The sequence below is a fragment of the Enterobacter sp. GD03975 genome (assembly GCF_029838645.1).
GTDB lineage: Bacteria > Pseudomonadota > Gammaproteobacteria > Enterobacterales > Enterobacteriaceae > Enterobacter > Enterobacter quasihormaechei.
Genome location: NZ_JAOBZC010000007.1, coordinates 35,425 through 60,062 on the forward strand (window position 1 = coordinate 35,425; position 24,638 = coordinate 60,062).

The 24,638-nt window shown below is 56.9% G+C and carries 25 protein-coding genes and 1 pseudogene; 11 read left to right on the forward strand and 15 right to left on the reverse strand.

Going from position 1 to position 24,638, the window contains the following annotated elements:
* Positions 1-83: 83 nt before the first annotated feature.
* Positions 84-1,436, reverse strand: coding sequence for a glutathione-disulfide reductase (gene gorA, locus N5C09_RS13205; protein WP_063450012.1), 1,353 nt, complete (start codon positions 1,434-1,436; stop codon positions 84-86).
* A gap of 71 nt (positions 1,437-1,507) precedes the next feature.
* Positions 1,508-2,350, reverse strand: coding sequence for a 23S rRNA (adenine(2030)-N(6))-methyltransferase RlmJ (locus N5C09_RS13210; protein WP_006808562.1), 843 nt, complete (start codon positions 2,348-2,350; stop codon positions 1,508-1,510).
* Positions 2,351-2,556: 206 nt separating this feature from the next.
* Between N5C09_RS13210 and prlC the strand changes: the two genes are divergently transcribed.
* Positions 2,557-4,599 (forward strand): oligopeptidase A, encoded by a 2,043-nt coding sequence (gene prlC, locus N5C09_RS13215; protein WP_279749192.1) that lies wholly within the window; start codon positions 2,557-2,559, stop codon positions 4,597-4,599.
* 7 nt (positions 4,600-4,606) lie between these two features.
* A complete protein-coding gene (gene rsmJ, locus N5C09_RS13220; protein ID WP_107534151.1) occupies positions 4,607-5,359 on the forward strand; it encodes a 16S rRNA (guanine(1516)-N(2))-methyltransferase RsmJ in 753 nt (250 codons plus the stop codon).
* 60 nt (positions 5,360-5,419) lie between these two features.
* On the opposite strand, the gene uspA is transcribed toward rsmJ, so the two are convergent.
* Positions 5,420-5,857, reverse strand: coding sequence for a universal stress protein UspA (gene uspA, locus N5C09_RS13225; RefSeq protein ID WP_003861223.1), 438 nt, complete (start codon positions 5,855-5,857; stop codon positions 5,420-5,422).
* A 282-nt stretch (positions 5,858-6,139) separates the two neighbouring features.
* Here uspA and uspB point away from each other — a divergent pair, with 282 nt between their 5' ends.
* Entirely contained in the window at positions 6,140-6,475 is a 336-nt protein-coding gene (gene uspB, locus N5C09_RS13230) for a universal stress protein UspB (protein WP_003861224.1), read from the forward strand.
* A 54-nt stretch (positions 6,476-6,529) separates the two neighbouring features.
* Here the strand turns inward: uspB and pitA are convergent, their stop codons facing one another.
* Positions 6,530-8,029: an inorganic phosphate transporter PitA gene (gene pitA / locus N5C09_RS13235; RefSeq protein WP_063450006.1), complete on the reverse strand. Its 1,500-nt coding sequence runs from the start codon at positions 8,027-8,029 to the stop codon at positions 6,530-6,532.
* 228 nt (positions 8,030-8,257) lie between these two features.
* Here pitA and N5C09_RS13240 point away from each other — a divergent pair, with 228 nt between their 5' ends.
* Positions 8,258-9,454 (forward strand): NAD(P)/FAD-dependent oxidoreductase, encoded by a 1,197-nt coding sequence (locus N5C09_RS13240; RefSeq protein ID WP_279749193.1) that lies wholly within the window; start codon positions 8,258-8,260, stop codon positions 9,452-9,454.
* 30 nt (positions 9,455-9,484) lie between these two features.
* Here the strand turns inward: N5C09_RS13240 and N5C09_RS13245 are convergent, their stop codons facing one another.
* Together N5C09_RS13245 and N5C09_RS13250 are read right to left on the reverse strand one after the other, a co-directional pair.
* A complete protein-coding gene (locus N5C09_RS13245) occupies positions 9,485-10,432 on the reverse strand; it encodes a hydroxyacid dehydrogenase (protein ID WP_063865354.1) in 948 nt (315 codons plus the stop codon).
* Positions 10,432-11,124 carry an RraA family protein gene (locus N5C09_RS13250; protein ID WP_279749194.1) on the reverse strand — a complete coding sequence of 231 codons (693 nt, stop codon included), beginning with the start codon at positions 11,122-11,124 and terminating at the stop codon, positions 10,432-10,434. Before N5C09_RS13250 ends, N5C09_RS13245 begins: the two co-directional genes overlap by 1 nt.
* 169 nt (positions 11,125-11,293) lie before the next feature.
* Between N5C09_RS13250 and N5C09_RS13255 the strand changes: the two genes are divergently transcribed.
* On the forward strand, positions 11,294-12,031 hold the full coding sequence (locus N5C09_RS13255; protein WP_131637070.1) for an IclR family transcriptional regulator: 738 nt from the start codon (positions 11,294-11,296) through the stop codon (positions 12,029-12,031).
* Between the two features lie 35 nt (positions 12,032-12,066).
* Here the strand turns inward: N5C09_RS13255 and N5C09_RS13260 are convergent, their stop codons facing one another.
* Positions 12,067-13,401, reverse strand: a complete 1,335-nt coding sequence (locus N5C09_RS13260) for an MFS transporter (protein ID WP_279749195.1) — start codon at positions 13,399-13,401, stop codon at positions 12,067-12,069.
* Between the two features lie 328 nt (positions 13,402-13,729).
* Between N5C09_RS13260 and N5C09_RS13265 the strand changes: the two genes are divergently transcribed.
* On the forward strand, positions 13,730-14,755 hold the full coding sequence (locus N5C09_RS13265) for a TerC/Alx family metal homeostasis membrane protein (RefSeq protein WP_023298822.1): 1,026 nt from the start codon (positions 13,730-13,732) through the stop codon (positions 14,753-14,755).
* A gap of 83 nt (positions 14,756-14,838) precedes the next feature.
* Here N5C09_RS13265 and N5C09_RS13270 read toward each other — a convergent pair whose 3' ends face one another.
* The 3 genes from N5C09_RS13270 to N5C09_RS13280 all read right to left on the reverse strand — a co-directional run bounded on the left by N5C09_RS13270 (position 14,839) and on the right by N5C09_RS13280 (position 17,313).
* Positions 14,839-15,498: an HAD family hydrolase gene (locus tag N5C09_RS13270; RefSeq protein ID WP_074177577.1), complete on the reverse strand. Its 660-nt coding sequence runs from the start codon at positions 15,496-15,498 to the stop codon at positions 14,839-14,841.
* A 106-nt stretch (positions 15,499-15,604) separates the two neighbouring features.
* Complete coding sequence (locus N5C09_RS13275; RefSeq protein WP_279749196.1) at positions 15,605-16,399, reverse strand: SDR family NAD(P)-dependent oxidoreductase; 795 nt, start codon at positions 16,397-16,399, stop codon at positions 15,605-15,607.
* Positions 16,400-16,431: 32 nt separating this feature from the next.
* Positions 16,432-17,313 carry a LysR family transcriptional regulator gene (locus N5C09_RS13280; protein WP_279749197.1) on the reverse strand — a complete coding sequence of 294 codons (882 nt, stop codon included), beginning with the start codon at positions 17,311-17,313 and terminating at the stop codon, positions 16,432-16,434.
* A gap of 99 nt (positions 17,314-17,412) precedes the next feature.
* On the opposite strand from N5C09_RS13280, the gene N5C09_RS13285 reads away from it, so the two are divergent.
* Complete coding sequence (locus N5C09_RS13285) at positions 17,413-17,919, forward strand: phenolic acid decarboxylase (RefSeq protein WP_063449998.1); 507 nt, start codon at positions 17,413-17,415, stop codon at positions 17,917-17,919.
* 60 nt (positions 17,920-17,979) lie between these two features.
* Here the strand turns inward: N5C09_RS13285 and acpT are convergent, their stop codons facing one another.
* The 5 genes and pseudogenes from acpT to N5C09_RS13310 form a co-directional block, all read right to left on the reverse strand.
* Positions 17,980-18,573 (reverse strand): 4'-phosphopantetheinyl transferase AcpT, encoded by a 594-nt coding sequence (acpT, locus tag N5C09_RS13290; RefSeq protein ID WP_112792227.1) that lies wholly within the window; start codon positions 18,571-18,573, stop codon positions 17,980-17,982.
* A gap of 2 nt (positions 18,574-18,575) precedes the next feature.
* Positions 18,576-18,707: pseudogene (locus N5C09_RS13295) on the reverse strand (beta-ketoacyl-ACP synthase); the annotation flags it as partial.
* Entirely contained in the window at positions 18,708-19,757 is a 1,050-nt protein-coding gene (locus N5C09_RS13300; RefSeq protein WP_063865361.1) for an AI-2E family transporter, read from the reverse strand.
* A 135-nt stretch (positions 19,758-19,892) separates the two neighbouring features.
* Positions 19,893-20,450 carry a DcrB family lipoprotein gene (locus N5C09_RS13305; protein ID WP_063865362.1) on the reverse strand — a complete coding sequence of 186 codons (558 nt, stop codon included), beginning with the start codon at positions 20,448-20,450 and terminating at the stop codon, positions 19,893-19,895.
* 72 nt (positions 20,451-20,522) lie between these two features.
* The gene (locus N5C09_RS13310) at positions 20,523-21,188 is read right to left on the reverse strand and encodes a 7-cyano-7-deazaguanine/7-aminomethyl-7-deazaguanine transporter (protein ID WP_279749198.1); all 666 of its coding nucleotides are present in this window, start codon (positions 21,186-21,188) and stop codon (positions 20,523-20,525) included.
* A gap of 169 nt (positions 21,189-21,357) precedes the next feature.
* Between N5C09_RS13310 and tusA the strand changes: the two genes are divergently transcribed.
* The 4 genes from tusA (at position 21,358) to N5C09_RS13330 (ending at position 24,624) form a co-directional block, all read left to right on the forward strand.
* The gene (tusA, locus tag N5C09_RS13315) at positions 21,358-21,600 is read left to right on the forward strand and encodes a sulfurtransferase TusA (RefSeq protein ID WP_023307136.1); all 243 of its coding nucleotides are present in this window, start codon (positions 21,358-21,360) and stop codon (positions 21,598-21,600) included.
* Positions 21,601-21,833: 233 nt separating this feature from the next.
* Positions 21,834-22,805: a TRAP transporter substrate-binding protein gene (locus tag N5C09_RS13320; RefSeq protein WP_279749199.1), complete on the forward strand. Its 972-nt coding sequence runs from the start codon at positions 21,834-21,836 to the stop codon at positions 22,803-22,805.
* Between the two features lie 12 nt (positions 22,806-22,817).
* On the forward strand, positions 22,818-23,327 hold the full coding sequence (locus N5C09_RS13325) for a TRAP transporter small permease (protein ID WP_203465315.1): 510 nt from the start codon (positions 22,818-22,820) through the stop codon (positions 23,325-23,327).
* A gap of 10 nt (positions 23,328-23,337) precedes the next feature.
* Positions 23,338-24,624, forward strand: a complete 1,287-nt coding sequence (locus tag N5C09_RS13330) for a TRAP transporter large permease (protein ID WP_279749200.1) — start codon at positions 23,338-23,340, stop codon at positions 24,622-24,624.
* The last annotated feature ends 14 nt before the right edge of the window (positions 24,625-24,638 follow it).

The following is a 24,638-nucleotide window of genomic DNA, read 5'->3' on the forward strand; positions in this document are numbered from 1 at the left end:
TAGATCACTATTTTCGGAGCATTCGTTTTGCAACGATTTGTGAATGTTAATGAAAAATGCCCCTCCGGGGAGGGGCATCAGGCTTAACGCATGGTCACAAATTCTTCTGCCGCCGTCGGGTGGATCGCGACGGTGTTATCGAAGTCTTTCTTGGTGGCGCCCATCTTCAGCGCCACCGCGAAGCCTTGCAGGATCTCGTCCATGCCGAAGCCAATGCCGTGGATACCGACGATCTTCTCGTCCGGGCCCACGCAGACCAGCTTCATGCGGCACGGCTGACGGTGCGAGGTGACTGCGGTATACATTGCGGTAAACGCCGATTTGTACACTTTCACCTGGTCATCGCCGTACTGCTCGCGCGCCTGCGGCTCGGTTAAGCCGACGGTGCCGATGGGCGGGTGGCTGAAGACCACGGTCGGGATGTTGCTGTAATCCAGGTGCTCGTCCGGCTTGTTGTTAAACAGGCGCTCGGAGAGGCGACGGCCCGCGGCAACGGCAACCGGCGTCAGTTCGACGGCACCGGTGTTATCCCCGACGGCATAAATGCCCGGTACGCTGGTGTTCTGGAACTTATCAACGACGATATACCCTTTTTCATTGGTTTTCACGCCAGTTGCGGCCAGGTTGAAGTTGTCGGTTTCCGGTTCACGACCAATCGCCCAGATCAGGCAGTCAACGGTCTGGCTGCGGCCATCTTCCAGCTCCAGCGTCAGGCTGCCGTCTGCATTTTTAACGACCGCTTTTGGCACGGCGTTGGTGTGCAGCGTTGGGCCTTCGGCGTTCATCACCTCAACCAGCGTCTCGACGATCAGCGGGTCGAAGCTGCGCAGCGGCGCGTGTTTACGCACGAACAGGTGCGCCTCTGCGCCCAGGCCGTTAATCACGCCAGCCAGCTCAACCGCGATGTAACCTGCGCCCACAATGGCCACGCGCTCAGGCAGAGCTGGCAGCTCGAAGAACCCGTCGGAGTCGATACCGTATTCCGCGCCCGGAATGTTCGGGTGGCTCGGACGGCCGCCGGTGGCGATCAGGATGTGATCGGCAGTGATCGTCTCGCCGTTCACTTCGATCGTTTTCGCATCCACAAAACGGGCGAAGCCGCGGATCACGTCAACGTTATTCTTGCCCAGCACGTTGTCGTACGAGGTATGAATACGGTCGATGTAGGCGGTACGGCTGGCGATCAGCTTGTCCCAGTCGAAGTGGTTGATGGTGGTGTCAAAACCGTAGTCCGGGCCATACATATGAATAGCTTCACGGATTTGCGCGGCATGCCACATCACTTTCTTCGGTACACAACCGACGTTCACGCAGGTGCCGCCGAGCGCTTTGGCTTCAATCAGCGCACACTTCTGGCCGTACATGGCCGCACGGTTAATGGAGGCGATGCCGCCGCTGCCGCCGCCGATTGCGATGTAGTCATAATGCCTGGTCATAGTTTTTGTCCTTAATCGTGAATTGCCGCGATTGTATACCTGAAATCAATAGTTTCCACCGATGGCTGCAATTACTCCGGCACAATCCAGCTTACGGTGGCGTGTCCTGTTCCGGCAGGCACCAGCGTTTTGTGCAGCCACGGCAGCACGTTGTTCATCTGCGCTTCCAGCTTCCACGGCGGGTTAATCACAATCATGCCGGAAGCGGTCATGCCGCGCTGGTCGCTGTCGGGGCGCACCGCCAGCTCAATTTGCAGTATTTTACGAATGCCGGTCGCTTCCAGATCCTTAATCATGCGTTTAATCTGCGCGCGCAGCACCACCGGATACCACAGGGCATAGGTTCCGGTCGCAAAGCGTTTGTAACCTTCGTTGATGCCGGTCACCACCGCCTGATAGTCGGTTTTGATTTCGTACGGCGGGTCGATCAGCACCAGGCCGCGACGGGAAACCGGCGGCAGCTTGGCTTTCAGCTGCTGGTAACCGTCGGCTTTGTCCACGCGGGCGCGGTTATCTTTCTGAAACTCAGAGCGCAGCAGCGGGAAATCGCTCGGGTGCAGTTCGGTCAGCTGGAGGCTGTCCTGCTCGCGCAGCAGCTGGCGGGCAATCAGCGGGGAGCCCGGGTAGTAACGCAGCTGGCCGTTGCGGTTAAAGTGATTCACCACGCCGATGTACGGCTCCAGCTCGGCAGGCAGATCGTCCTGCTGCCAGATACGCGCAATCCCTTCCAGATATTCACCGGTACGCTCGGCATGCTCGCCGCTCAGCTGATAACGGCCCGCGCCCGCGTGGGTGTCCAGATAGAGAAACGGTTTATCCTTCTCTTTGAGCGATTCGATGATCAGGCTCTGAACGGTGTGTTTAAGGACGTCGGCATGGTTGCCAGCGTGGAAGCTGTGGCGATAACTGAGCATGGGTAATGATATTCCGCTGAATTGACGATTTGCCACAGTTTACAGCAGAACGGCAAAGATTACCCGCAGGCCCGGTAAGCGCAGCGCCACCGGGCTCTTTTCGACAACGTCCGGCATTGAAATCCTCTACACTTAACCCCATTACTGAACAATATGCACAGCGCCGGATGCGCGCTTCATTCATCTATTTCAACAGGACAGCGTTTATGACCAATCCATTACTGACGCCTTTTTCGTTGCCACCGTTTTCTAAAATCCTCCCTGAGCATGTGGTTCCAGCCGTTACCCAGTCGCTGGACAACTGCCGCGCGGCGGTAGAAAGCGTGGTTGCGCAGGGCGCGCCGTACACCTGGGAGAATCTGTGTCAGCCGCTGGCCGAAGTGGACGACGTGCTGGGGCGTATCTTCTCCCCGGTGAGCCACCTGAACTCGGTGAAAAACAGCCCGGAACTGCGTGAAGCCTACGAACAAACCCTGCCGCTGCTCTCTGAGTACAGCACCTGGGTCGGCCAGCACGAAGGGCTGTACAAAGCCTACCGCGACCTGCGCGACGGCGACCATTATGCCGAACTGAACACGGCGCAGAAAAAATCGGTTGATAACGCCCTGCGTGACTTTGAGCTGTCCGGTATCGGTCTGCCAAAAGAGAAGCAGGTTCGCTACGGCGAAATCGCTGCGCGCCTGTCCGAGCTGGGCAACCAGTACAGCAACAACGTCCTCGACGCCACCATGGGCTGGACGAAGCTGATTACCGACGAAGCCGAGCTGGCGGGTATGCCGGAAAGCGCGCTGGCGGCAGCGAAAGCCCAGGCCGAAGCGAAAGAGCAGGAAGGCTTCCTGTTAACGCTGGATATCCCGAGCTATCTGCCGGTGATGACCTACTGCGACAACCAGGCCCTGCGTGAAGAGATGTACCGCGCCTACAGCACCCGCGCCTCCGATCAGGGGCCGAATGCGGGTAAATGGGATAACAGCCCGGTGATGGCGGAGATCCTCGCCCTGCGCCACGAGCTGGCACAGCTGCTGGGCTTCGACAGCTACGCGGATAAATCCCTCGCCACCAAAATGGCCGAGAACCCGCAGCAGGTGCTCGACTTCCTGACCGATCTGGCGAAACGTGCTCGTCCTCAGGGGGAGAAAGAGCTGGCCCAGCTGCGCGCCTTTGCGAAAGCCGAGTTTGGCGTGGACGAGCTTCAGCCGTGGGATATCGCGTACTACAGCGAAAAACAGAAGCAGTACCTCTACAGCATCAGCGACGAACAGCTGCGTCCGTACTTCCCAGAAAACAAAGCCGTCAACGGTCTGTTTGAAGTGGTGAAACGCATTTACGGCATTACCGCTAAAGAGCGTACCGATATTGACGTCTGGCATCCGGACGTGCGCTTCTTTGAGCTGTATGACGAGAAAAACGAGCTGCGCGGCAGCTTCTATCTGGATCTTTACGCGCGTGAAAACAAACGCGGCGGGGCGTGGATGGACGACTGCGTGGGCCAGATGCGTAAAGCGGATGGTTCCCTGCAAAAACCGGTCGCCTATCTGACCTGTAACTTCAACCGTCCGGTAAGCGGCAAACCGGCGCTGTTCACCCACGATGAAGTGATCACTCTGTTCCACGAGTTCGGTCACGGCCTGCACCACATGCTGACCCGCATCGAAACCGCCGGCGTCGCCGGTATCAGCGGGGTGCCATGGGATGCGGTCGAGCTGCCAAGCCAGTTTATGGAAAACTGGTGCTGGGAGCCGGACGCGCTAGCGTTTATCTCCGGCCACTATGAGACCGGCGAACCGCTGCCTAAAGAGTTGCTGGATAAAATGCTGGCGGCAAAAAACTACCAGGCGGCGATGTTTATCCTGCGTCAGCTGGAGTTCGGCCTGTTCGATTTCCGCCTGCACGCCGAGTTCAGCCCGGAGCAGGGGGCGAAAATCCTCGAAACGCTGGCCGAGATTAAAAAGCAGGTCGCCGTTATTCCAGGCCCAACCTGGGGACGCTTCCCGCACGCGTTCAGCCATATCTTCGCAGGCGGATACGCCGCGGGCTACTACAGCTACCTGTGGGCCGACGTGCTGGCGGCGGACGCCTTCTCTCGCTTCGAAGAAGAGGGGATTTTCAACCGCGAAACCGGTCAGTCGTTCCTCGATAACATCCTGACGCGCGGGGGTTCAGAAGAGCCTATGGAGCTGTTCAAACGCTTCCGTGGCCGCGAGCCTCAGCTGGATGCGATGCTGGAGCATTACGGAATCAAAGGCTGATTGCTACGTGAAGATCTGCTTAGTGGATGAAACGGGCGCCGGGAACGGCGCCTTATCTGTTCTGGCGGCCCGCTGGGGGCTGGAACATGATGAAGACAACCTGATGGCGCTGGTGATGACGCCGGAACATCTGGAGCTTCGCAAGCGCGACGAGCCGAAGCTCGGCGGGATTTTTGTCGATTTTGTCGGCGGCGCGATGGCGCACCGGCGTAAGTTCGGCGGCGGTCGCGGCGAAGCGGTGGCCAAAGCGGTCGGCATTAAGGGAAGCTATCTGCCGGACGTGGTGGATGCCACGGCGGGGCTGGGGCGCGATGCGTTTGTGCTGGCGTCGGTGGGCTGCCGGGTGCGGATGCTGGAGCGTAATCCGGTTGTCGCCGCGCTGCTCGACGACGGGCTGACGCGAGGCTATGCGGACCCGGAAATCGGCCCGTGGTTGCAGGAACGTTTGCAGCTGATCCACGCGTCAAGCCTGACGGCGCTGACGGATATCACTCCGCGCCCGCAGGTGGTCTACCTCGACCCGATGTTCCCGCACAAGCAGAAAAGCGCGCTGGTGAAGAAAGAGATGCGGGTGTTTCAGTCGCTGGTGGGGCCGGATCTGGATGCAGATGGCCTGCTGGAGCCTGCTCGTCAGCTCGCGACGAAGCGGGTGGTGGTGAAGCGTCCGGACTACGCGCCGCCGCTGGCGGACGTTGCCACGACCAACGCGGTGACCACCAAAGGGCACCGGTTTGATATTTATGCGGGGACGCCGGAATAAAAAAAGCCGGGTGGCGGCTTCGCCTTACCCGGCCTACATTCAGTGCCGCTTTTTTTGCACTTACTCGTCTTCTTCGTCACGCAGTGGAACAATCAGCATATCCACGTGAACGGTATTAATCAGCTGGCGCGCTGAGGACATCAGCTTGCTCCAGAAGTCCTGGTGATGTCCGCAGACCACCAGATCCATATCGTATTTCTTAATCGCATCAACCAGCACCTGACCCAGATCGCCGCTACCGCTCAGGGTTTCAGTGATCGGATAGCCCGCATTGGTAGAGAGCTCGCTCAGCGCGTGGTGAGTCTCTTCGGAGATGCGTTTCTGCATATCGCCGAGATTCACGTCGATCAGACCGGTGTAGAGGTCGGAGTAATTCACATCAACGTGAATCAGCGAAACTTTCGCGTTGTAGGGACGTGCCATGGATACTGCTTTGTCGACCAGCACTTTACTCTCCGGGGAGAGGTCTACCGCGATAAGAATGTGTTTGTAAGCCATAGTGTTACTCCTTCCTTAAGTTATCGATGACTAAATGGGAAAGCGTCGTCTGATGCTTTCATTACGGCCCAGTTAAACATATTTTTCAAGCTTTGGTGTTGATAACGATTAACCTTGTGGCAAAAAAATTAACGGATCTCCTACACTATTTAATGAGCCGTTCGGATATTAAAACGCGAACCGGATCGACTTTTAGTCATTCTTTCACTGAACTGTCTGTCAGGGCATTGGGGTGCGGTAGCTCAGGAGCCTTGCTTCATGGGCGGACGCCGGGGAGGATGTATGATTAGCACCGTCGCATTGTTTTGGGCGTTATGCGTAGTTTGCATAGTGAATATGGCGCGCTACTTCTCATCGTTACGTGCGCTGTTAGTGGTACTTCGTGGTTGCGATCCGCTGCTTTATCAGTACGTGGACGGTGGAGGGTTCTTCACCTCGCATGGACAGCCCAGCAAACAGATGCGTCTGGTGGGGTACATCTATTACCAGCGCTACCGCGATCACCACGATGAAGAGTTTATCCGTCGCTGCGAGCGCCTGCGTCGTCAGTTCATTTTGACCAGCGCCCTGTGTGGCCTGGTTGTGGTGAGTATGATTGCACTGATGATTTGGCACTGAGCGTAAAAAAAGCGGGCCAGTTTCCTGACCCGCTTTTTTGTCGCCTTCAGCCGGTTAAATCAGCTTCAGCGAAATCCAGTACAGACCGCCGGACAGCAGGATGGACGCCGGGAGGGTGAACACCCAGGCCATCAGAATGTTGGTCACGGTTTTACGCTGTAAACCGCCGCCGTCAACAATCATGGTACCTGCCACGGACGAAGAGAGTACGTGGGTGGTTGATACTGGCATACCGGTATAGCTCGCCAGACCGATAGACACCGCTGCCGTCATCTGCGCGGACATACCCTGCGCATAGGTCATGCCTTTCTTACCGATCTTCTCGCCGATGGTGGTCGCCACACGACGCCAGCCAATCATCGTACCGATACCCAGCGCCAGCGCGACCGCCATGATGATCCAGATTGGCGCGTACTCAATGGTGTTGAGCATATCGCCTTTCAGTTTCTTCAGCAGACGTTTGTCGTCGGCAGTCACCTCTGGCAGCTTCGCGACTTTATCGGTCACGTCGGAGATGCAGAGCATGATGCGACGCAGCTGACCACGCTGTTCAACAGCCAGTTTGTCGTAGCTTTCGATATCGGCCAGCATGCCTTTCGCACGTTCCAGCGCGTTAATCGCGTTTGCCGGGTGGCAATGGAACTCGCCCGGTGCAGTCAGTGCGCCAGAGTCAGGAGAAGGGATCAGCTGGTCTACGCCGGTCGCTTTCTTCAGCAACTGAGGATGCTGCTGGAAGTACGTTTCAACGTTGTTTACCGCATCACGGGTACGGGTGATCTCGTAGCCAGAGGCGTTCATGTTAACCACGAAGCCCGCCGGTGCGACGCCAATCAGAACCAGCATCACCAGACCAATGCCCTTCTGACCATCGTTCGCGCCATGAGAGAAGGCCACGCCGATAGCGGAAACGATCAGCGCGATACGCGTCCAGAACGGCGGCTTTTTCTTGCCGTCTTTCTTTTCACGCTCTGCTGGCGTCAGGTGGATACGCGCACGTTTCTTCGTGTTGCTCCAGTAGCGACGCAGGATGAAAATCAAGCCACCCGCCACCACCAGACCGACGATAGGAGAGATGATCAGAGAGCCGAAAATGCCCAGTACTTTAGGCAGGTTCAGCGCATCAACAACCGAGGTACCGGTCATCAGGGCGTTGGTTAACCCAATACCGATAATCGCGCCAATAAGGGTGTGAGAGCTGGATGCAGGCAGGCCAAAATACCAGGTACCGAGGTTCCAGATAATGGCAGCAAGCAGCATTGAGAACACCATGGCCAGGCCATGACCGGAACTCACGTTAAGAAGCAGATCCGTTGGCAGCATATGCACAATGGCATACGCAACGCTCAGTCCGCCCAGGAGGACACCAAAAAAGTTAAATACCGCCGCCATAACGACCGCAAGCTGCGATCGCATTGCGCGAGTGTAGATAACCGTTGCAACTGCGTTTGCAGTGTCGTGGAAGCCGTTGATCGCTTCGTAAAACAGCACAAAAACCAGAGCAAGCAATAATAAAAGCCCGGTATGTAAATCCAGGCCGGCAAACAAATGTAGCATAGGACGTTACGCCATTTTGAGGACATGAACGCGGCGCATTATCCAGGACAAATGCGCAACGGGCAAAGTGAAATATAGACTTTTTTTGACATACCACCTGATTTGAGAAATGTGCTTGAAAGGATAATCTTTAAATATCAATGAAATGGCTTTGTAATATCTTTTTACGCTGGTGCGACCACTGAGGAAACTTTACAATCCGCGGCAGTTAACGAAGAGGATTTTGACGTGGAAAGGTTTGATGCCGTAGTAATTGGCGCCGGTGCGGCGGGTATGTTTTGTGCGGCAATGGCCGGACAAGCGGGTCGTCGCGTGCTGCTGCTGGATAACGGAAAAAAGCCTGGCCGCAAGATCCTGATGTCCGGCGGCGGGCGCTGCAACTTCACTAATCTCTATGTCGAACCGGCGGCCTATCTGAGCCAGAACCGTCATTTTTGTAAATCTGCGCTGGCGCGCTACACCCAGTGGGACTTTATCGAACTGGTGGGTAAACACGGTATCACGTGGCATGAGAAGACGCTGGGACAGCTGTTCTGCGACGACTCCGCCCAGCAAATCGTTGATATGCTGGTGGCCGAGTGCGAGAAAGGCGGCGTGGTCATGCGCCTGCGGACGGAAGTGCTCGAGGTCGCCCGCGACGAGCAGGGCTACACGCTGCAACTCAACGGTGAAACCGTCAGCGCCGATAATCTGGTGATCGCCAGCGGCGGCCTTTCAATGCCGGGTCTTGGCGCCTCACCGCTCGGCTACAAAATCGCCGAGCAGTTTGGCCTGAAGGTGCTGCCCACCCGCGCCGGGCTGGTGCCGTTCACGCTGCATAAGCCGCTGCTGGAACAGCTTCAGACGCTCTCCGGCGTGTCTGTGCCGTCGGTTATTACGGCCGAAGACGGCACGGTATTTCGCGAAAACCTGCTCTTTACCCATCGCGGCCTTTCGGGGCCGGCGGTGTTGCAGATCTCCAGCTACTGGCAGCCGGGAGAGTTTGTCTCCGTGAACCTGGTACCGGACTGCGATCTGGACGCGTTCCTGAACGAACAGCGCGCTGCGCACCCGAATCAAAGCCTGAAAAATACCCTGGCAATGCAGCTGCCGAAGCGCCTGGTGGAATGTTTGCAGACGCTGGGGCAGATCCCGGACGTGTCGCTTAAGCAGCTGAACAGCCGCGAGCAGGAAACGCTGGTGGAGACGCTGACGAACTGGCGCGTACAGCCAAACGGCACCGAGGGCTACCGCACGGCGGAAGTGACGCTGGGCGGCGTGGATACAAACGAACTCTCATCCCGCACGATGGAAGCCCGCAACGTGCCGGGTCTCTATTTCATTGGCGAAGTGATGGACGTGACCGGCTGGCTCGGCGGGTATAACTTCCAGTGGGCGTGGGCCAGTGCCTGGGCATGCGCGCAGGCACTCGCTGAGGATAAGTGACAAGCGGGCGCTGTCATTTATCAATGCGCTTCACGGGCTGACGGTGGCATCGTCAGCCACGCGCACAACGTCCAGAATATTGCTGGCGGCCACGGTTCCCATCCTGACGTATGACGCCTCGCTGACGCCGCCAATATGCGGCGAGATGATGACGTTATCGACGGTCTGCCACCTGTGCGGGGCGGTCAGAGGCTCGCTGGTAAAGCTGTCGAGTGCCGCGCTGTGCAAGGTTCCATCCTTTAGCGCCCTGAGCAAGGCGTCATCGTTAATCAACCCGCCGCGCGCCGTGTTCACCAGAATAGCGTTCGGCTTACAGTGGGCGAGCGTGTCTGCGTTAATCATTCCTCTGTTGTCGTCAGTGAGCGGGCAATGCAGGGAGATAACATCGGCACGGGAAAGCAGGTCGGCTAAGGTGTTTGCCCGATCACAGCCTGAAGGCATCGTTTTAGCGTAAGGATCGTACGCCACAACCTGCATGCCGAATGCCAGCCCCACGTTCGCCACCCGCGAGCCAATCGCCCCCAGGCCGATAAGCCCCAGCGTCATGCCGTCCAGCTCGATCGATTTGTGCGTGGCTTTATCCCAGTGCCCGTCGCGCAGGCGCTTATCAAGGGCAACCACGGATTTGGCACAGGCAAGAATTAATGCCCAGGTATGTTCCGCAACCGCTGCCGCATTGGCACCGGGGGCGGAACGTACGGCGATATTACGCGCCGCTGCCGCTGGCTGGTCTATCACGTCAATGCCGCTTCCGTGTTTCGATATAACCTGTAATGCGGGGGCAGCATCCATAATCCGTGCGGTTATCCTGCCGTAACGCACCAGGATGGCCACAGGATTGTGCCGCTCGCACAGCGTAACCAGCTCATTTTCTGTGGGCTGACGTCCTGCATACACCACGTCAAAGTCTCGCAGCATGTTTACAGCCTGGTCTGCCAGGTCGCATCCGGTAACCAGTACAACGCGTTTGCCTGCCATTACAGCGTCTCCCCGTCAGATAACATGCCCGCCTTGCGCAGCGCGTCGTTAAGCCAGTGTGGACGCAAATCGCCCTCACGAATAGCGGCAAGACGTCGGGTCTCTGTTTCGAGTTTCCCTTTGGCCATGGCGATAATGGCCTGCACTTCATCACGCGGGATCGCCACCACGCCGTCGATATCCGCAACAATCAGATCCCCGGCCCGAACCGTCGCGCCAGCGATAGAGATGGGGTGATTAACCCGGCCAGGAATGGATTTTGTCGGGCCACAGGGGTTAAGACCGGCGGCGAAGACGGGGTAATGCCCTTTACTCAGGGTATCGGCATCACGTACCGCTCCGTCAATGATGATGCCCGCGATCCCACTTGCCTGGGCCTGAGTCGCCATAATCTCGCCGAGCAGCGCACAGGTCAGGTCGCCTTTGCCGTCAATAACCAGCACATCGCCAGGCTGGGCGACGGCCATTGCGGCATGGATGGCCAGATTATCTCCCGGGCGCACCTCCACGGTGACAGCCGGGCCCGCAACGGTCATCTGAGGTGCGAGCGGTTTGATACGACCATGGAGCGTACCGCGGCGGCCGGCAACATCCGCGAGGATAGCGGCCTGATACTCAGCGGCCTGGTGAACCTCTTCGGTCGACACGCGTTCGAACTGACGGTTAATAAATGGTTTTTCTGAAACGGACATGAATGCCTCCATATTGTTTTACTGTGTACAATGCAGGTGTACAATACAAAACAACTATAGCGGTGTAGCTTTCCCTTTAGCCAGATCTGCAACGGCGTTTGTGATGTAAACACGAAGTGACTCACAAAAATTGAGGTACACTCACTGCCGAGCAGAAAAGGAGATGATGATGGGTAATGAAGGCGTTGTGGCGGTCGAAAAAGCGCTGGCTTTACTGGATTGCTTCCGTCCCGGCGATGAGAGCCTGACGCTGACCGCGCTGGCGCAGCTATCGGGTTATCACAAAACCACGGTTTACCGGTTAATGAATTCGCTTGAACGAATGAACTATGTCGTCAGGCACGATGATGGCAATTACGCGCTTGGCCCACGTCTGCTTTACCTCGGTAAGCTTTATGAGCAATCTTTTCATCTTTCCCGGGTGGTGCAGCCTGAGCTTCAGGCGTTATCTCAGGCCTCTCAGGAGAGCGCCAGCTGGTATGTGTTAGAAGGCGGGCAACGTTTGTGCCTGTTCCGTGCGGAAGCCTCCCACGGGCTACGCCACAGTAATCTGCCGGGTACTCAGTTTCCGCTGGACGATTCTGCCATCAGTAAAGTGCTTCGCCACTGGGGCCTTAATGATGCGCTACCAGAGGGGGAGCCCGCTGTTCCGCTCTATACCTCAGGTGCCCGAGACCCGCATACCGCGGCGTTTGCGATGCCCGTCTTCGGCGTCAATGACAAGCTGATTGCGGCGCTGGCGCTGACCGGGCCCATCTCCAGACTGACTGAAGATCGCCGTGAACAGGGGATCAGCCAGCTGATGCACGCCACCGCCAGTCGCCTGTCGCAGAAAATGGGGGCGAGTAAGGCTTTCTGCCAGCAGTTTTATGGGGAAACGCAAGACGCTGCGGAAGAGAGCCTCTGAGCATAAAGCGGGACGGGCGTCCCGCTTTTTTATGTCTAATGGGTGACCTGTTTTTCATGCAGATGCGCATTGCGGGCCTGGCGTCCCATCACCAACACTGCGACACCCCCCGCGACGCACAGTGCAGCCAGAGGAAGCATGGCCAGCGTGTGGCTACCCGTCCGCTCGTTAATGATGCCGTAAGCGTTGACCATCACCGCGCCGCCGATAAGGTTAGCGATGGCGCCAATTGCGGCCAACCCAGCAGCAGCCGACGTGCTGCTCATCCAGCCTGACGCCAGCGCCCAGAACGGCCCCTTCATTGAATACGCGCCTATCAGCATGATGCTCAAAATAATAAGGGTGGCAGAAAGAGAGGCGCTGACAAATGCGGCAACTACGCCTGCGGCAATCATGAATAGCGTCAGCGCGGTATGCCAGCGGCGTTCGTTGGTTCGGTCAGAACTTCGTCCCCAGACAATCATCAGTACGGATGCCAGGCCGTAAGGAATGGCGTTGAGCAGACCCGTCTCCAGATTATCAAGATGGAACGATTTCAGCAGCTGCGGTGACCAGACGCTGATGGTGGTGCCTGCTGAGGACGCGCCTGCGTATATCAGCGCCAGCAGCCAGATTTGACGATGCCGGAGCAGCTGCCACGTCGTCTGGTGGCCAATATTTTTTTGCTGCTGACGCTCGCTTTCAAGCGTTGTTTCCAGCCATTTTTTCTGCTCCGCGTTAAGCCAGTTAGCCTGGTGCGGGCGATCGCGAAGAACAAACCAGGCGGCAATACCCAGCAGAACCGCGGGTAAGCCTTCAATGATAAACAGCAGATGCCAGCCGCGCAGACCTAACCAGCCGTCCAGTGAGAGAATCAACCCCGACAGCGGCGAGCCGATAAAATTGGCCAGCGGGATCGCGACCATAAAGGACGCGATAATTCGCGCACGGTAGCGGGCAGGGATCCACCAGGTCAAAAAGAGTACGACGCCGGGGAAAAAGCCCGCTTCAGCGGCTCCCAGCAGAAAACGCACGATATAAAGCGACGTGGTGTTTTGTACCAGTGCCATGCACATGGATACCACCCCCCAGCTGATCATAATGCGGGGGATCCACAGACGTGCGCCCACCTTCTGCATCGCCAGATTGCTTGGAACTTCAAACAGAAAATACGCCACGAAATAGAGACTGCTGGCGAAGCCAAACGCCGCTTTGCTGAGGCCGAGATCCTCATTCATCTGTAGCGAAGCCATGCCAATATTGCCGCGATCGATAATAGAGACCAGATAACTGACTATCAGAAACGGGAGAATGCGCCAGATCACCTTGCGCATAGTCTTTCGTTCTATGTCCTCAGTGGCGGCAACGCCATTACGAATATGTTCTGTCATGAGTTCCTCGCAGGGTCTGTTCTTGGTTTTATCAGGTACAACTCAGTTTTATTAAACAAAACCACTATAGCGTCGGCGCGTTCTTTTTATCCAGTTAATGGAAGGTTTAAATGATGTAAATAAGACGTGACTCACAGATAACGCGCTCTGCTAAATGCGCCTAAACGACAGATGCACCACCCTACGTTGTGAGGTAAAGTACACACCTTGCGCAGCCACAGAGCTGCGGTTTAGTGGGGTAGATGCGGATAACACGTTCCCCCATTCTCACTTCTGGTCTACGCCAGCCTGCATGGTGTTGTGTTTTGTCTTCTTAAAAGGGTTGTCTATGTCTGCTGCTCATCTCGGTTTCCCGACGGAAACCGTTGTTGTTTTTGTGGTGATGGCCGTTGGGGCGATGTTTATCGACCTCTTCATGCACCGTCACGATAAACCTATCTCGCTGAAAAGCGCGGCTATGTGGTCCATCTTCTGGGTCATGATGGCCATGGCGTTTGCCGGCTTCTTATACGTGCACCACGGCGCAGAGATGGCGAGTTTGTTCCTTACCGGCTATGCGCTGGAAGAGGTGCTCTCCGTCGACAACCTGTTCGTGATGATGGCGATCTTCGCCTGGTTCGGCGTGCCGGATAAATATCGCCACCGCGTGCTCTACTGGGGCGTGCTGGGGGCGATTGTGTTCCGCGGGATTTTTGTGGCCATCGGCACCAGCCTCCTGAGCCTCGGGCCGTACGTTGAGGTTATTTTTGCGCTGGTCGTCGGCTGGACGGCGGTGATGATGCTGAAACGCAATGAAGAGAGTGATGAAGTCGAAGATTACTCTAACCACCTGGCGTACCGCCTGGTAAAACGCTTCTATCCGGTCTGGCCAAAAATCAGCAGCCACGCGTTTATCCTGACCCAGAAAGAGGTGGATGCCGAGCTGGAGAAGCCAGAAAACAAGGATGTGATGGTAGGCCGCGTGAAGAAGGCGAAGCGCTACGCGACGCCGCTGCTGCTCTGCGTGGCGGTGGTAGAGCTGTCCGACGTGATGTTCGCGTTCGACTCCGTTCCCGCCATCATTGCCGTCAGCCGCGAGCCGCTGATTATCTACAGCGCAATGATGTTCGCGATCCTCGGCCTGCGTACCCTCTACTTCGTACTGGAGGCGCTGAAGCAGTATCTGGTGCATCTGGAGAAAGCGGTCGTGCTGCTGCTGTTCTTCGTGGCGTTCAAGCTGGGGCTTAATGCGACCGACCACTTCTGGCATCACGGTTATAACATCGGTGCCACGGCAAGCCTGTTTGTGGTGCTGGGGGTACTGGCGCTGGGGATTATTGCGAGCGTGATGTTCCCGGGAAAACGTGAGGCCTGATGTACCGCCCGGTGGCGCTTCGCTTACCGGGCCTACGATTGGGTTGTAGGCCGGGTAAGGCGCAGCCGCCACCCGGCAAAAGGCTACCTTATTGGTGAATTCCGGCGCTTGCTGGGATGATGGAAATGGCGCCAGTGCGGATCCTGCGCCGCCGCCAGCAGCTCGTGGTCGCCACGGGTGTCGCCCCAGGCGCGCAGGTGATACGCGTTCAAATCCCCATACACCTTCTCCAGCCTCGCCACCTTCTGCGCACAACGGCAGTTATGGCCGGTGATCCGCCCGGTCAGCTTGCCGTCCTTCACTTCCAGCTGCGTGCCAATCAGCTTAATGCCGAGCTTATCGGCCCACGGCTGCAATACCAGCGCCGGGGAGGCGGAGCAAATCGTCACTTCCGCACCAGAATTGACTTCGTTGGCGACGGCCATGACCCCTTCCGGGCGCATCAGCTTGCTCCAGTATTTTTCACAGAAGGCTTCCGCTTGCTGACGTAACCAGTGTTCATCCACGCCCGTCAGGAAGGTTTTGATCAGCACCTCTTTCAGCTCATCGCGCGTCAGCTTGCGGCGCACGCAGTGCAGCGTAGGCAGGGCCATGCGCACCAGTCGGCCAGCAAAGTAGCGCTTGCCAAAGGCAAAGCGCAGGAAAGGAATAAAGCTGTCGTGGTGCGTCAACGTACCATCAAAGTCAAAGACAGAGAGCACGCTGGACTTCGCCACGGCTTCGTCGGCAATCATATTGGTCATAAATACGTCTTAGCTGAAATACACATTCTGTTCACTAGTTTACCTGCTTTACCTTCGCAGTCCTTCTATCCGATCTCATTTTTTCTCGAACCTGTGGGCTGACGGGTCAAACGATGTCATCCACTACGCCACCGTCAACGCGCAGCGCCGCGCCTGAAGTCGCGGAGGCCTGCATCGAACAGACGTAAACGACCATGTTGGCCACTTCTTCCACCGTGGCGGCGCGCTGAATCACCGAGCTGGGGCGATTCTCCATCACGAACGCTTTCGCCAGCTGCTCCAGCGATTTGCCGGTTCTCTCGATCTCGTCCTTCATCATCGCAGCAAAGCCGTCCGACATCGTCGGGCCCGGCAGCACGCTGTTCACCGTGACGCCGCTGCCTGCCACAAACTTCGCCAGACCGCGCGCCAGCGAAAGCTGGGCTGTTTTCGTTACGCCATAGTGGATCATATCCGCCGGAATATTGCAGGCCGATTCTGACGAGATAAACACCACCCGACCCCAGCCTTTTTGCACCATGCCGGGCACTAGGGCGCGGGAGAGGCGCACGCCGGACATCACGTTGGTTTGCCAGTAGCGTTCCCAGGTCTCGTCGTCGGTGGAATAAAAATCCTGCTGACCATAAATCCCGGCGTTATTCACCAGAATATCGACGTGCGTGGCAACCCTGAGCAGTTCGTCAACGCCCTCCTGCGAGCTCAGATCGGCGATGGCGGCACGGACCTGCACGCCAGGCACCACCTGCTGTAAGGCCTGAATGCCTTTGTTCACCGAGTCGATGCTGCGCCCGTTCACGATCACTTCCGCACCGCTCTCCGCCAGCCCGCGGGCGATGGCAAACCCTATACCGCCGGTGGACGCGGTCACCAGCGCCACTTTTCCCGTTAAGTCGATTTTCATCGTTCGCTCCTTCTCGTCTTCTGGTTCAAAACTTAAAGCGTAGCAGGTGACGATGACGGCTCCTGCTTAAAAAGGCGCAACAACGTCTCAACCTGCTCGTCCAGCGGGCTGAGGGAGCGTTTGACGATGAGGTGCAGCGGCGTGGCGCGACGTACGCCGTGGCTGAGCGGCAGGGTTTTGAGGATGCCTTGCTGGAGCGGGGCCTGAATGCGTTCTTCCGGTAGCCAGCCGTATCCAACCTGATACATCACCGCTTCGATCGCGGCATCAATGGTTGAGAAGGTCCACGACTCCCCGGCGGGACGAACGGTGGGCTGGCTGTCTGCGATCTGAATGCGCGGCCACGGGCGTAACGTCTCGTCATTAAGCGGTGTATCCAGCGCGAACAGCGGGTGCGCGTGATGCGCAACGGCAACAAAATCGATATTCATCAGCCATTCGCCCAGCCCGGTGACGTCCTGGCGGCGGGTTAAGACCATCACGTCGGCTTCATCATTGAGCGCGTCCGCGCGGCTGTTTTCCAGCACCTCGGTGAGCCGCACCTGCGTTTGCGGATACTGCTGCTGAAACTGCCGCAAAATAGCGAACAGCCGGCTGCGCGGAAAAATACTGTCTACCATCAAATCGATACGGGTTCGCATCCCGCTGCGCAGGGTCGCAGCGCGGGTTTCAACATAGGCGAAGGCTTTCAGCAGCGGCTTCACCTGATTCAGCAACAGCTCACCCGCCGGGGTCAGCACGGCCCGCCTGCCTTCCGTCATTAAGAGCGCCACGCCAAGCCGTTCCTGCAATAGCGACAGGTTATAGCTAACCGAGGACTGGCTGCGGTGCGTCTCTTCTGCTGCTCTGGCAAAGCTGCCAGCCTCGACTACTCTCTCCAGCAGGGCCCATTGTTCTAGCGTCGTCTTATGCATGATCAATCTAAATTTTGGATGAATTTAATTCAAACATAGCGTTATTCATTCATTTTTTGAAGGGGTACGATAGTTTCATCAAAACAAAGGAGACATCTTATGAACACCTTCGACAAACATGACTTAAGCGGCTTCGTCGGCAAACATCTGGTTTATACCTACGATAACGGCTGGAACTACGAAATTTACGTCAAAAACGAGAACACGCTCGACTACCGTATTCACAGCGGTCTGGTGGGTAATCGTTGGGTGAAAGATCAGCAGGCGTACATCGTCCGCGTCGGGGAGAGCATCTATAAAATTTCCTGGACCGAGCCAACCGGTACCGACGTCAGCCTGATTGTGAACCTGGGCGACAGCCTGTTCCACGGCACCATTTTCTTCCCGCGCTGGGTCATGAACAATCCGGAAAAAACCGTCTGCTTCCAGAACGATCACATTCCGCTGATGAACAGCTACCGTGATGCCGGTCCGGCCTATCCGACTGAAGTAATTGATGAATTTGCCACCATCACCTTCGTTCGCGACTGTGGTGCTAACGATGATACCGTGATTGCATGTGCGGCCAGCGAGCTGCCAGCAAACTTCCCTGAAAATTTGAAATAAGCTTCGCAACGCGTTAAATGCACAGCGGCCATTTCGGTATTAACCGGAATGGCCGTTTTTTTATGCCGCAGAGGTACCGCAATAAGCGATTGATTCTGCCGTCAGGGTGAAGGGGGTAGGGGTACAGACCGCCAGGCTCAGCGAGCCGAAGCGTAGCTGGCTGACCGGAAGCGACTGGGCGGTGCTGTCAATGCTGACAATCTGCCACGCGCTGCCGCCACGCTGCTTGACGATGGCCTCTTTGCGCGTCCAGATGCGCCAGAATGCGGAAAGCTGTTCTTCCGGCGCTTCACGCTCCAGCTCGGCATGTTCGGTAAGGCTGAAGACGGCATTCGCCAGCGCCTGCCAGTTCGCACGCGGACGAATCGCTTCAATATCGCAGCCAACTTCACCTTCATCGCTCAGCAGCAGGGCAATGTCGTCCCCGCTGTGGCTCAGGTTAAACCACAGCGGATGACCGTTAGCGAAGGCCGGTTTCCCCTGTTCGCCGTAGATTATCTCGGGAAGCGGAGAAGGGGATAAGGTTCTGGCGAGCAGCGTCCGGCCTGCAAGCCAGGAAGCATGTCGCGCACCCTGAGGTGCCATGTCTGCGAGCGTTGACGCCAGCGGGTCCGCGCTAAGGGTGGAGATCTTTCCCAGTACAAACTGGTACATAGTTACGCCCAGCGTTTAATGATTATCGAGGTATTGATGCCGCCAAAGGCAAAGTTATTGCTCTGTATAAATTTGCAATCAATCGGGCGGGCTTCCCCCATAATATAATCTAAAGCGCCACATTGCTCATCCGGTTATCCCGGCAAACGGCTTTTTGGCCGACCCGGCCCCAGCAGAATGGCGAGTTTACTGCCTCCTTTGGTGGTTTCCATCCAGATTTTACAGACGCTGGTGAGCGGTACGGAGAGCAACATGCCCACCGGTCCCAGGAGCCATCCCCAGATCAGTAATGATAAAAACACCACCATCGTCGACATGCCCAGGCGGTGGCCCATCATGCGCGGTTCGAGAATATTGCCCAGTACCATGTGCACGACAAGGAACAGCGCCCCCACCAGCATGCACTCATAAAAACCGTTAAACAGGAACGCCTGGATCATCGGCGGGACGGCAGAAAGCACCGCGCCGATATTGGGCACGTAGTTCAGTAAAAACGCCAGCACGCCCCACATCAGCGCGAACTGCACGTCCAGTAGTACCAGCCCCAGCCAGACAATCACGCCGGTCCACAGGCTAAGCAGGGTTTTCAGCGCCAGATATTTGGACACGCCCTTCAGCGCGCGGTGCAAGCCGGCAATGTGGATCTGCGGATTGTTCAGGGCAAAACGCAGCTTGTACGGCACGTGGCGCACTTCGAACAGCATAAACACCACCGTCATCACCAGCAGTAGAATGCTGGCCATCGCCCCGGAAAGCCCGGTCATTAACGTGGTGGCGTAGGTCATGACCTTCTCGGAATCCATCCGGCGCAGCATTCGCTCCGGTGAAATATGCAGATTAACGAACGGCATCATTCGCTGGAGATCGACCAGCTTGCGCGTCAGCTCTTTATTGTACTGCGGCAGCATAGTGGAAAATTCACTCAGCGAGGCGGCGAGCACGCCGAACAGCGCCGTCAGCACAATCAGCATTACGATAACCACAATGGTGATGGCGACCGGGCGGCTGATGCCCCGGCGTAAAAACCATGTCACCAGCGGGTTGAGGACGATGGCGAAAAACAGCGCCAGCAGAAGCTGAACAATGATATCCGCCGCCGCGTGGATACCCGCAAGGATAACCACCAGGCAGGCGAGTTTGAGTAAAATATGAAGTCCGGCTTTATCGGGCGGGCTGGCAGTCATAAGAATTCCTTTTTCCGGGGGGCTCGTTAATTGTAGTGCGCCGGAAGTGCTTCGTCTGGAGCGTTAGTCTGAAAGTCGTGGCAAAAAAATGGCCCCCGGCGCAAGCGACGGAGGCCACGGTATCCCGGTGAACGATTACTGGATCACGAGAGTGTTAATGATGTTTTCAGCGGCGCTCTGCGCTTTCTGCTGATTGTCTGCCGGCAGGGTGATCTGCATGGTCAGCAGTTTGTTATCTACCTTGCCGAGCACCACGGAGGAGTACGCGGTCTGGCCTTTGGCGGAGATGATGCTGTCCAGCTGTTGCAGCGTGTGGCCTTTCAGTTCAATCGACTTATTGGTGACCACCTGAAGCTGCGGGTCGCGGCTGCGCTGCTGGTCTTCCAGACGTTTGGCCAGCACGCCCAGATCTTCGCTGGTATCGTCACCGACAATCACAATGACCGCTTTTTGGCCGGTGGCATCGGAATAGACGTGCATGTTGTTCGCCTGGGTGCCCAGCTTACCGCTCTGATCGGTCATATCCGCGGGCAGAGAGAAACTGAGTTTGCCATCCATCAGGCTCACCGGCTGACCGGTGGCGTTGCTTTCTGCTGACGCGCCCTGAGCAGGCGTTTTGGTGTCACTGTTATCACAGGCTGCAAGGCCAACAACCAGCAGGCCAATCCCGACATATTTAACCAGATTGCGCATTGACTTCTTCCTTTCGATAAACGGCCATAGCGGCTCATTCGTTCATCTTATCACAACTGATAAAGCGAACCCTTAACCTGCCTGTAATGTGGCGATTTCAGATTTATCTGCCAGCCTTTTCAGCAGCATATTCAACAGCACGCCGTACATCGGCAGGAAGAAAACCAGGCTGATAAGCACCTTAAAGGCGTAGTCCACGAGGGCGATTTCCATCCAGTGTTCTGCCATGAAGGCGTCCGGGCTGCGCCAGAAGGCAATGAAGAAGAAGGCCAGCGTATCGCTCACGTTACCGAACAGCGTCGAGGCCGTCGGTGCCATCCACCAGCGATGGTTCTGACGCAGGCGGTTAAAGACGTGAACATCGAGGATCTGCCCCAGGGCATAGGCCATAAAGCTGGCGGCGGCAATACGCGCGACGAACAGGTTGAAATGCGTTAGCGCTTCAACGCCCTGCCAGCTACCCATATAAAACAGGGAGGAGATGGCGTAGGAGACGAACAGCGCCGGGATCATCACCGCAAAAATAATCCGCCGCGCCAGCGGTGCGCCAAAGATACGCACGGTTAAATCGGTCGCGAGGAAAATAAACGGAAAACTGAATGCGCCCCAGGTGGTATGGAAACCAAAAATGGAGATAGGGAGCTGTACCAGATAGTTACTGGAGATGATCACCAGCAGATGAAATAGCGAAAGCCAGAACAACGCTTTGACGCGCTGCGATTGTGTAAAGGAGTTCATATTGTACCTTTTTGATTAATATTTGGGGTGAGGGAACCCAATAAAGCCGCCGCATGATACTGCTTTGACCGCACTTTGCAATGGCTAATTTTCACGCAATCGTTAACCTGGTTTGCATTGACGATAGCGGGGCGTAAACTACAGCCGTTTTTACCTGAACGAGAAGAAAATGACCGATCTGTTTTCCAGCCCAGACCACACGCTTGACGCCCAGGGCCTCCGTTGCCCGGAGCCGGTAATGATGGTGCGTAAAACCGTACGTAACATGCAGAGCGGCGAAACGCTGCTGATCGTCGCTGACGATCCGGCCACCACCCGCGATATCCCCGGCTTTTGTACCTTTATGGAACACGAACTGGTGGCGCAGCAAACGGAAACCCTGCCGTACCGGTATGTGATTCGTAAGGGGTAGGTGCGGCCTGATGCCCGGCGGCGCTTCGCTTGCACGGGCTTACGGGTGTAGTAGGTCGGGTAAGGCGCAGCCGCCACCCGACAAGCACCCATCACAATTTCGAACCATCGTTTCAAAATTTCGCGCTTTTGTGAGGCGCTTCACCCTCCCTTTTCCAGCCGTAGTCTAATTTTTAAACGTCAAAAACTAAAACACCGTTTTAACGCTTATCTCACTACCCTGGAGTTGACTGAATGAAAACGACCCTCAAGCCGTTACTGGCCGCTCTGTGCCTGTCTGCTTTTGCCTGCACCGTTTCCGCGCAAACCATTAAAGCCGCCGATGTGCATCCTGAAGGCTACCCGAACGTGGTGGCGGTTCAGCAGATGGGTGAAAAACTCAAACAACAAACCGACGGCAAGCTGGAGATTAAGGTCTTTCCCGGCGGCGTGCTGGGGGATGAAAAGCAGATGATTGAGCAGGCGCAGATGGGGGCGATTGATATGATCCGCGTCTCTATGGCGCCGGTTGCCGCCATCCTGCCGGATATCGAAGTGTTTACGCTGCCCTACGTGTTCCGCGATGAGGACCACATGCACAAGGTGATCGACGGGGATATCGGCAAGCAGATCGGCGACAAGCTCACCGCCAACCCGAAATCGCGTCTGGTGTTCCTCGGCTGGATGGACTCCGGCACCCGCAACCTGATCACCAAAGAGCCGATCGTCAAGCCGGACGATCTGAAAGGGAAGAAAATCCGCGTGCAGGGTAGCCCGGTGGCGCTGGCCACGCTAAAAGCGATGGGGGCGAACGCAATCGCGATGGGCGTCAGTGAGGTTTACAGCGGGATGCAGACCGGGGTGATTGACGGTGCGGAGAACAACCCGCCAACCTTTGTCGCCCACAACTACATGCCGGTTGCGAAAAACTACACGCTGAGCGGCCACTTCATCACCCCGGAAATGCTGCTCTACTCCAAAGTGAAATGGGACAAGCTGAGCGCTGACGAGCAGCAGAAGATCCTGACACTGGCCCGTGAAGCGCAGTTAGAGCAGCGCAAGCTGTGGAATGCCTATAACGACCAGGCGCTGGCGAAAATGAATGCCGGCGGCGTGCAGTTCCACGATATTGATAAAACGGTGTTTATCAAGGCGACAGAGCCGGTGCGCGCGCAGTATGGCGACAAGCATCAGGATCTGATGAAAGCCATCGCCGACGTTCAGTGATCCGGAGTACGTATGTCCGAACTCTACCTGAAGTGGATGGATCGTCTGTACCTGCTCGCCATGGCGGTGGCGGGTGTCTCGCTGCTGGTGATGACGATTGTCATCCCCATCGGCATCTTCTCACGCTACGTGCTCAACCGCGGCGAATCCTGGCCGGAGCCCGTCGCTATTATCTGCATGGTGACGTTTACCTTTATCGGCGCGGCGGTGAGCTATCGCGCCGGATCGCATATTGCGGTCAACATGCTCACCGACCGTCTGCCCGCATCGCTGCAAAGGCTGTGCGCGCGGACGGTGGACCTGCTGATGCTGCTGATCTCTGGCCTGATGTGCTGGTACAGCTACTGGCTGTGCGTCGAGCTGTGGGAGCAGCCGGTGGCGGAGTTTCCGCTCCTGACCTCCGGCGAGAGCTATCTGCCGCTGCCTGTCGGATCGGCGATTTTGATCCTGTTTGTGCTTGAACGCCTGCTGTTTGGCTCGCAGGAAAACCGTCCGGTCGTGCTGATCGGCAACCACAGTTAAGGGGTGAACAATGGATGCTTTTATTTTGTTATTCACCCTCGCCATTTTGCTGGCGCTGGGGATGCCGGTGGCCTTCGCCGTGGGCCTGAGCGCCGTCGCGGGCGCGCTGTGGATTGACCTGCCGCTGGAGGCGCTGATGATCCAGATCACCAGCGGGGTGAACAAATTCACGCTGCTGGCGATCCCGTTCTTCATCCTTGCCGGGGCGATCATGGCGGAAGGGGGCATTGCCCGACGGCTGGTTAACTTCGCGTACGTCTTTGTCGGCTTTATTCGCGGCGGGCTGTCGCTGGTGAACATCGTGGCTTCAACGTTCTTCGGCGCGATTTCCGGCTCGTCGGTGGCGGATACGGCGTCCATCGGCAGCGTGATGATCCCGGAGATGGAGAAGAAGGGCTACCCGCGCGAATACGCGGCGGCGGTGACGGCCAGCGGGTCGGTGCAGGCGATTTTAATCCCGCCCAGCCACAACTCGGTGATTTACTCCCTGGCGGCGGGGGGCACGGTCTCCATCGCCACGCTGTTTATCGCGGGCGTATTGCCGGGCCTGCTGCTGGGCGTGAGCCTGATGGTGCTCTGTCTGTGCTTCGCCCGTAAGCGCGGCTACCCGAAGGGGGACAAAATCCCCTTCAGGCAGGCGCTGAAAATCATGCTCGATGCCCTGTGGGGGCTGATGACGGTGGTGATTATCCTCGGCGGGATCTTGTCCGGGATTTTTACCGCCACCGAATCTGCCGCCGTGGCCTGCCTGTGGGCGTTTTTCGTCACCATGTTTATCTATCGCGACTACAAATGGAGCGAACTGCCGAAGCTGATGTGCCGCACGGTGAAAACCGTCACCATCGTGATGATTTTAATCGGCTTTGCCGCTGCGTTTGGCGCGGTAATGACCTACATGCAGCTGCCGATGCGCATCACCGAGTTCTTCACGACGCTCTCCGATAACAAGTACGTGATCCTCATGTATCTCAACGTCATGCTGCTGCTGATTGGCACGCTGATGGACATGGCGCCGATCATTCTGATCCTGACGCCGGTGCTGCTGCCGGTGACCAACGCGCTGGGGATCGACCCGGTGCACTTCGGGATGATCATGATGGTTAACCTGGGGATCGGGCTGATCACCCCGCCGGTCGGGTCGGTGCTGTTTGTGGCGAGCGCGGTAAGCAAGCAGAAAATTGAAACCGTGGTGCGGGCGATGCTGCCGTTCTACGGCATCCTGCTGGTGGTGCTGGGGATGGTGACGTATATCCCGGCGATATCATTGTGGCTGCCGAGGGTGTTAGGGATGCAGTAGCGCCGTTTTTTGCC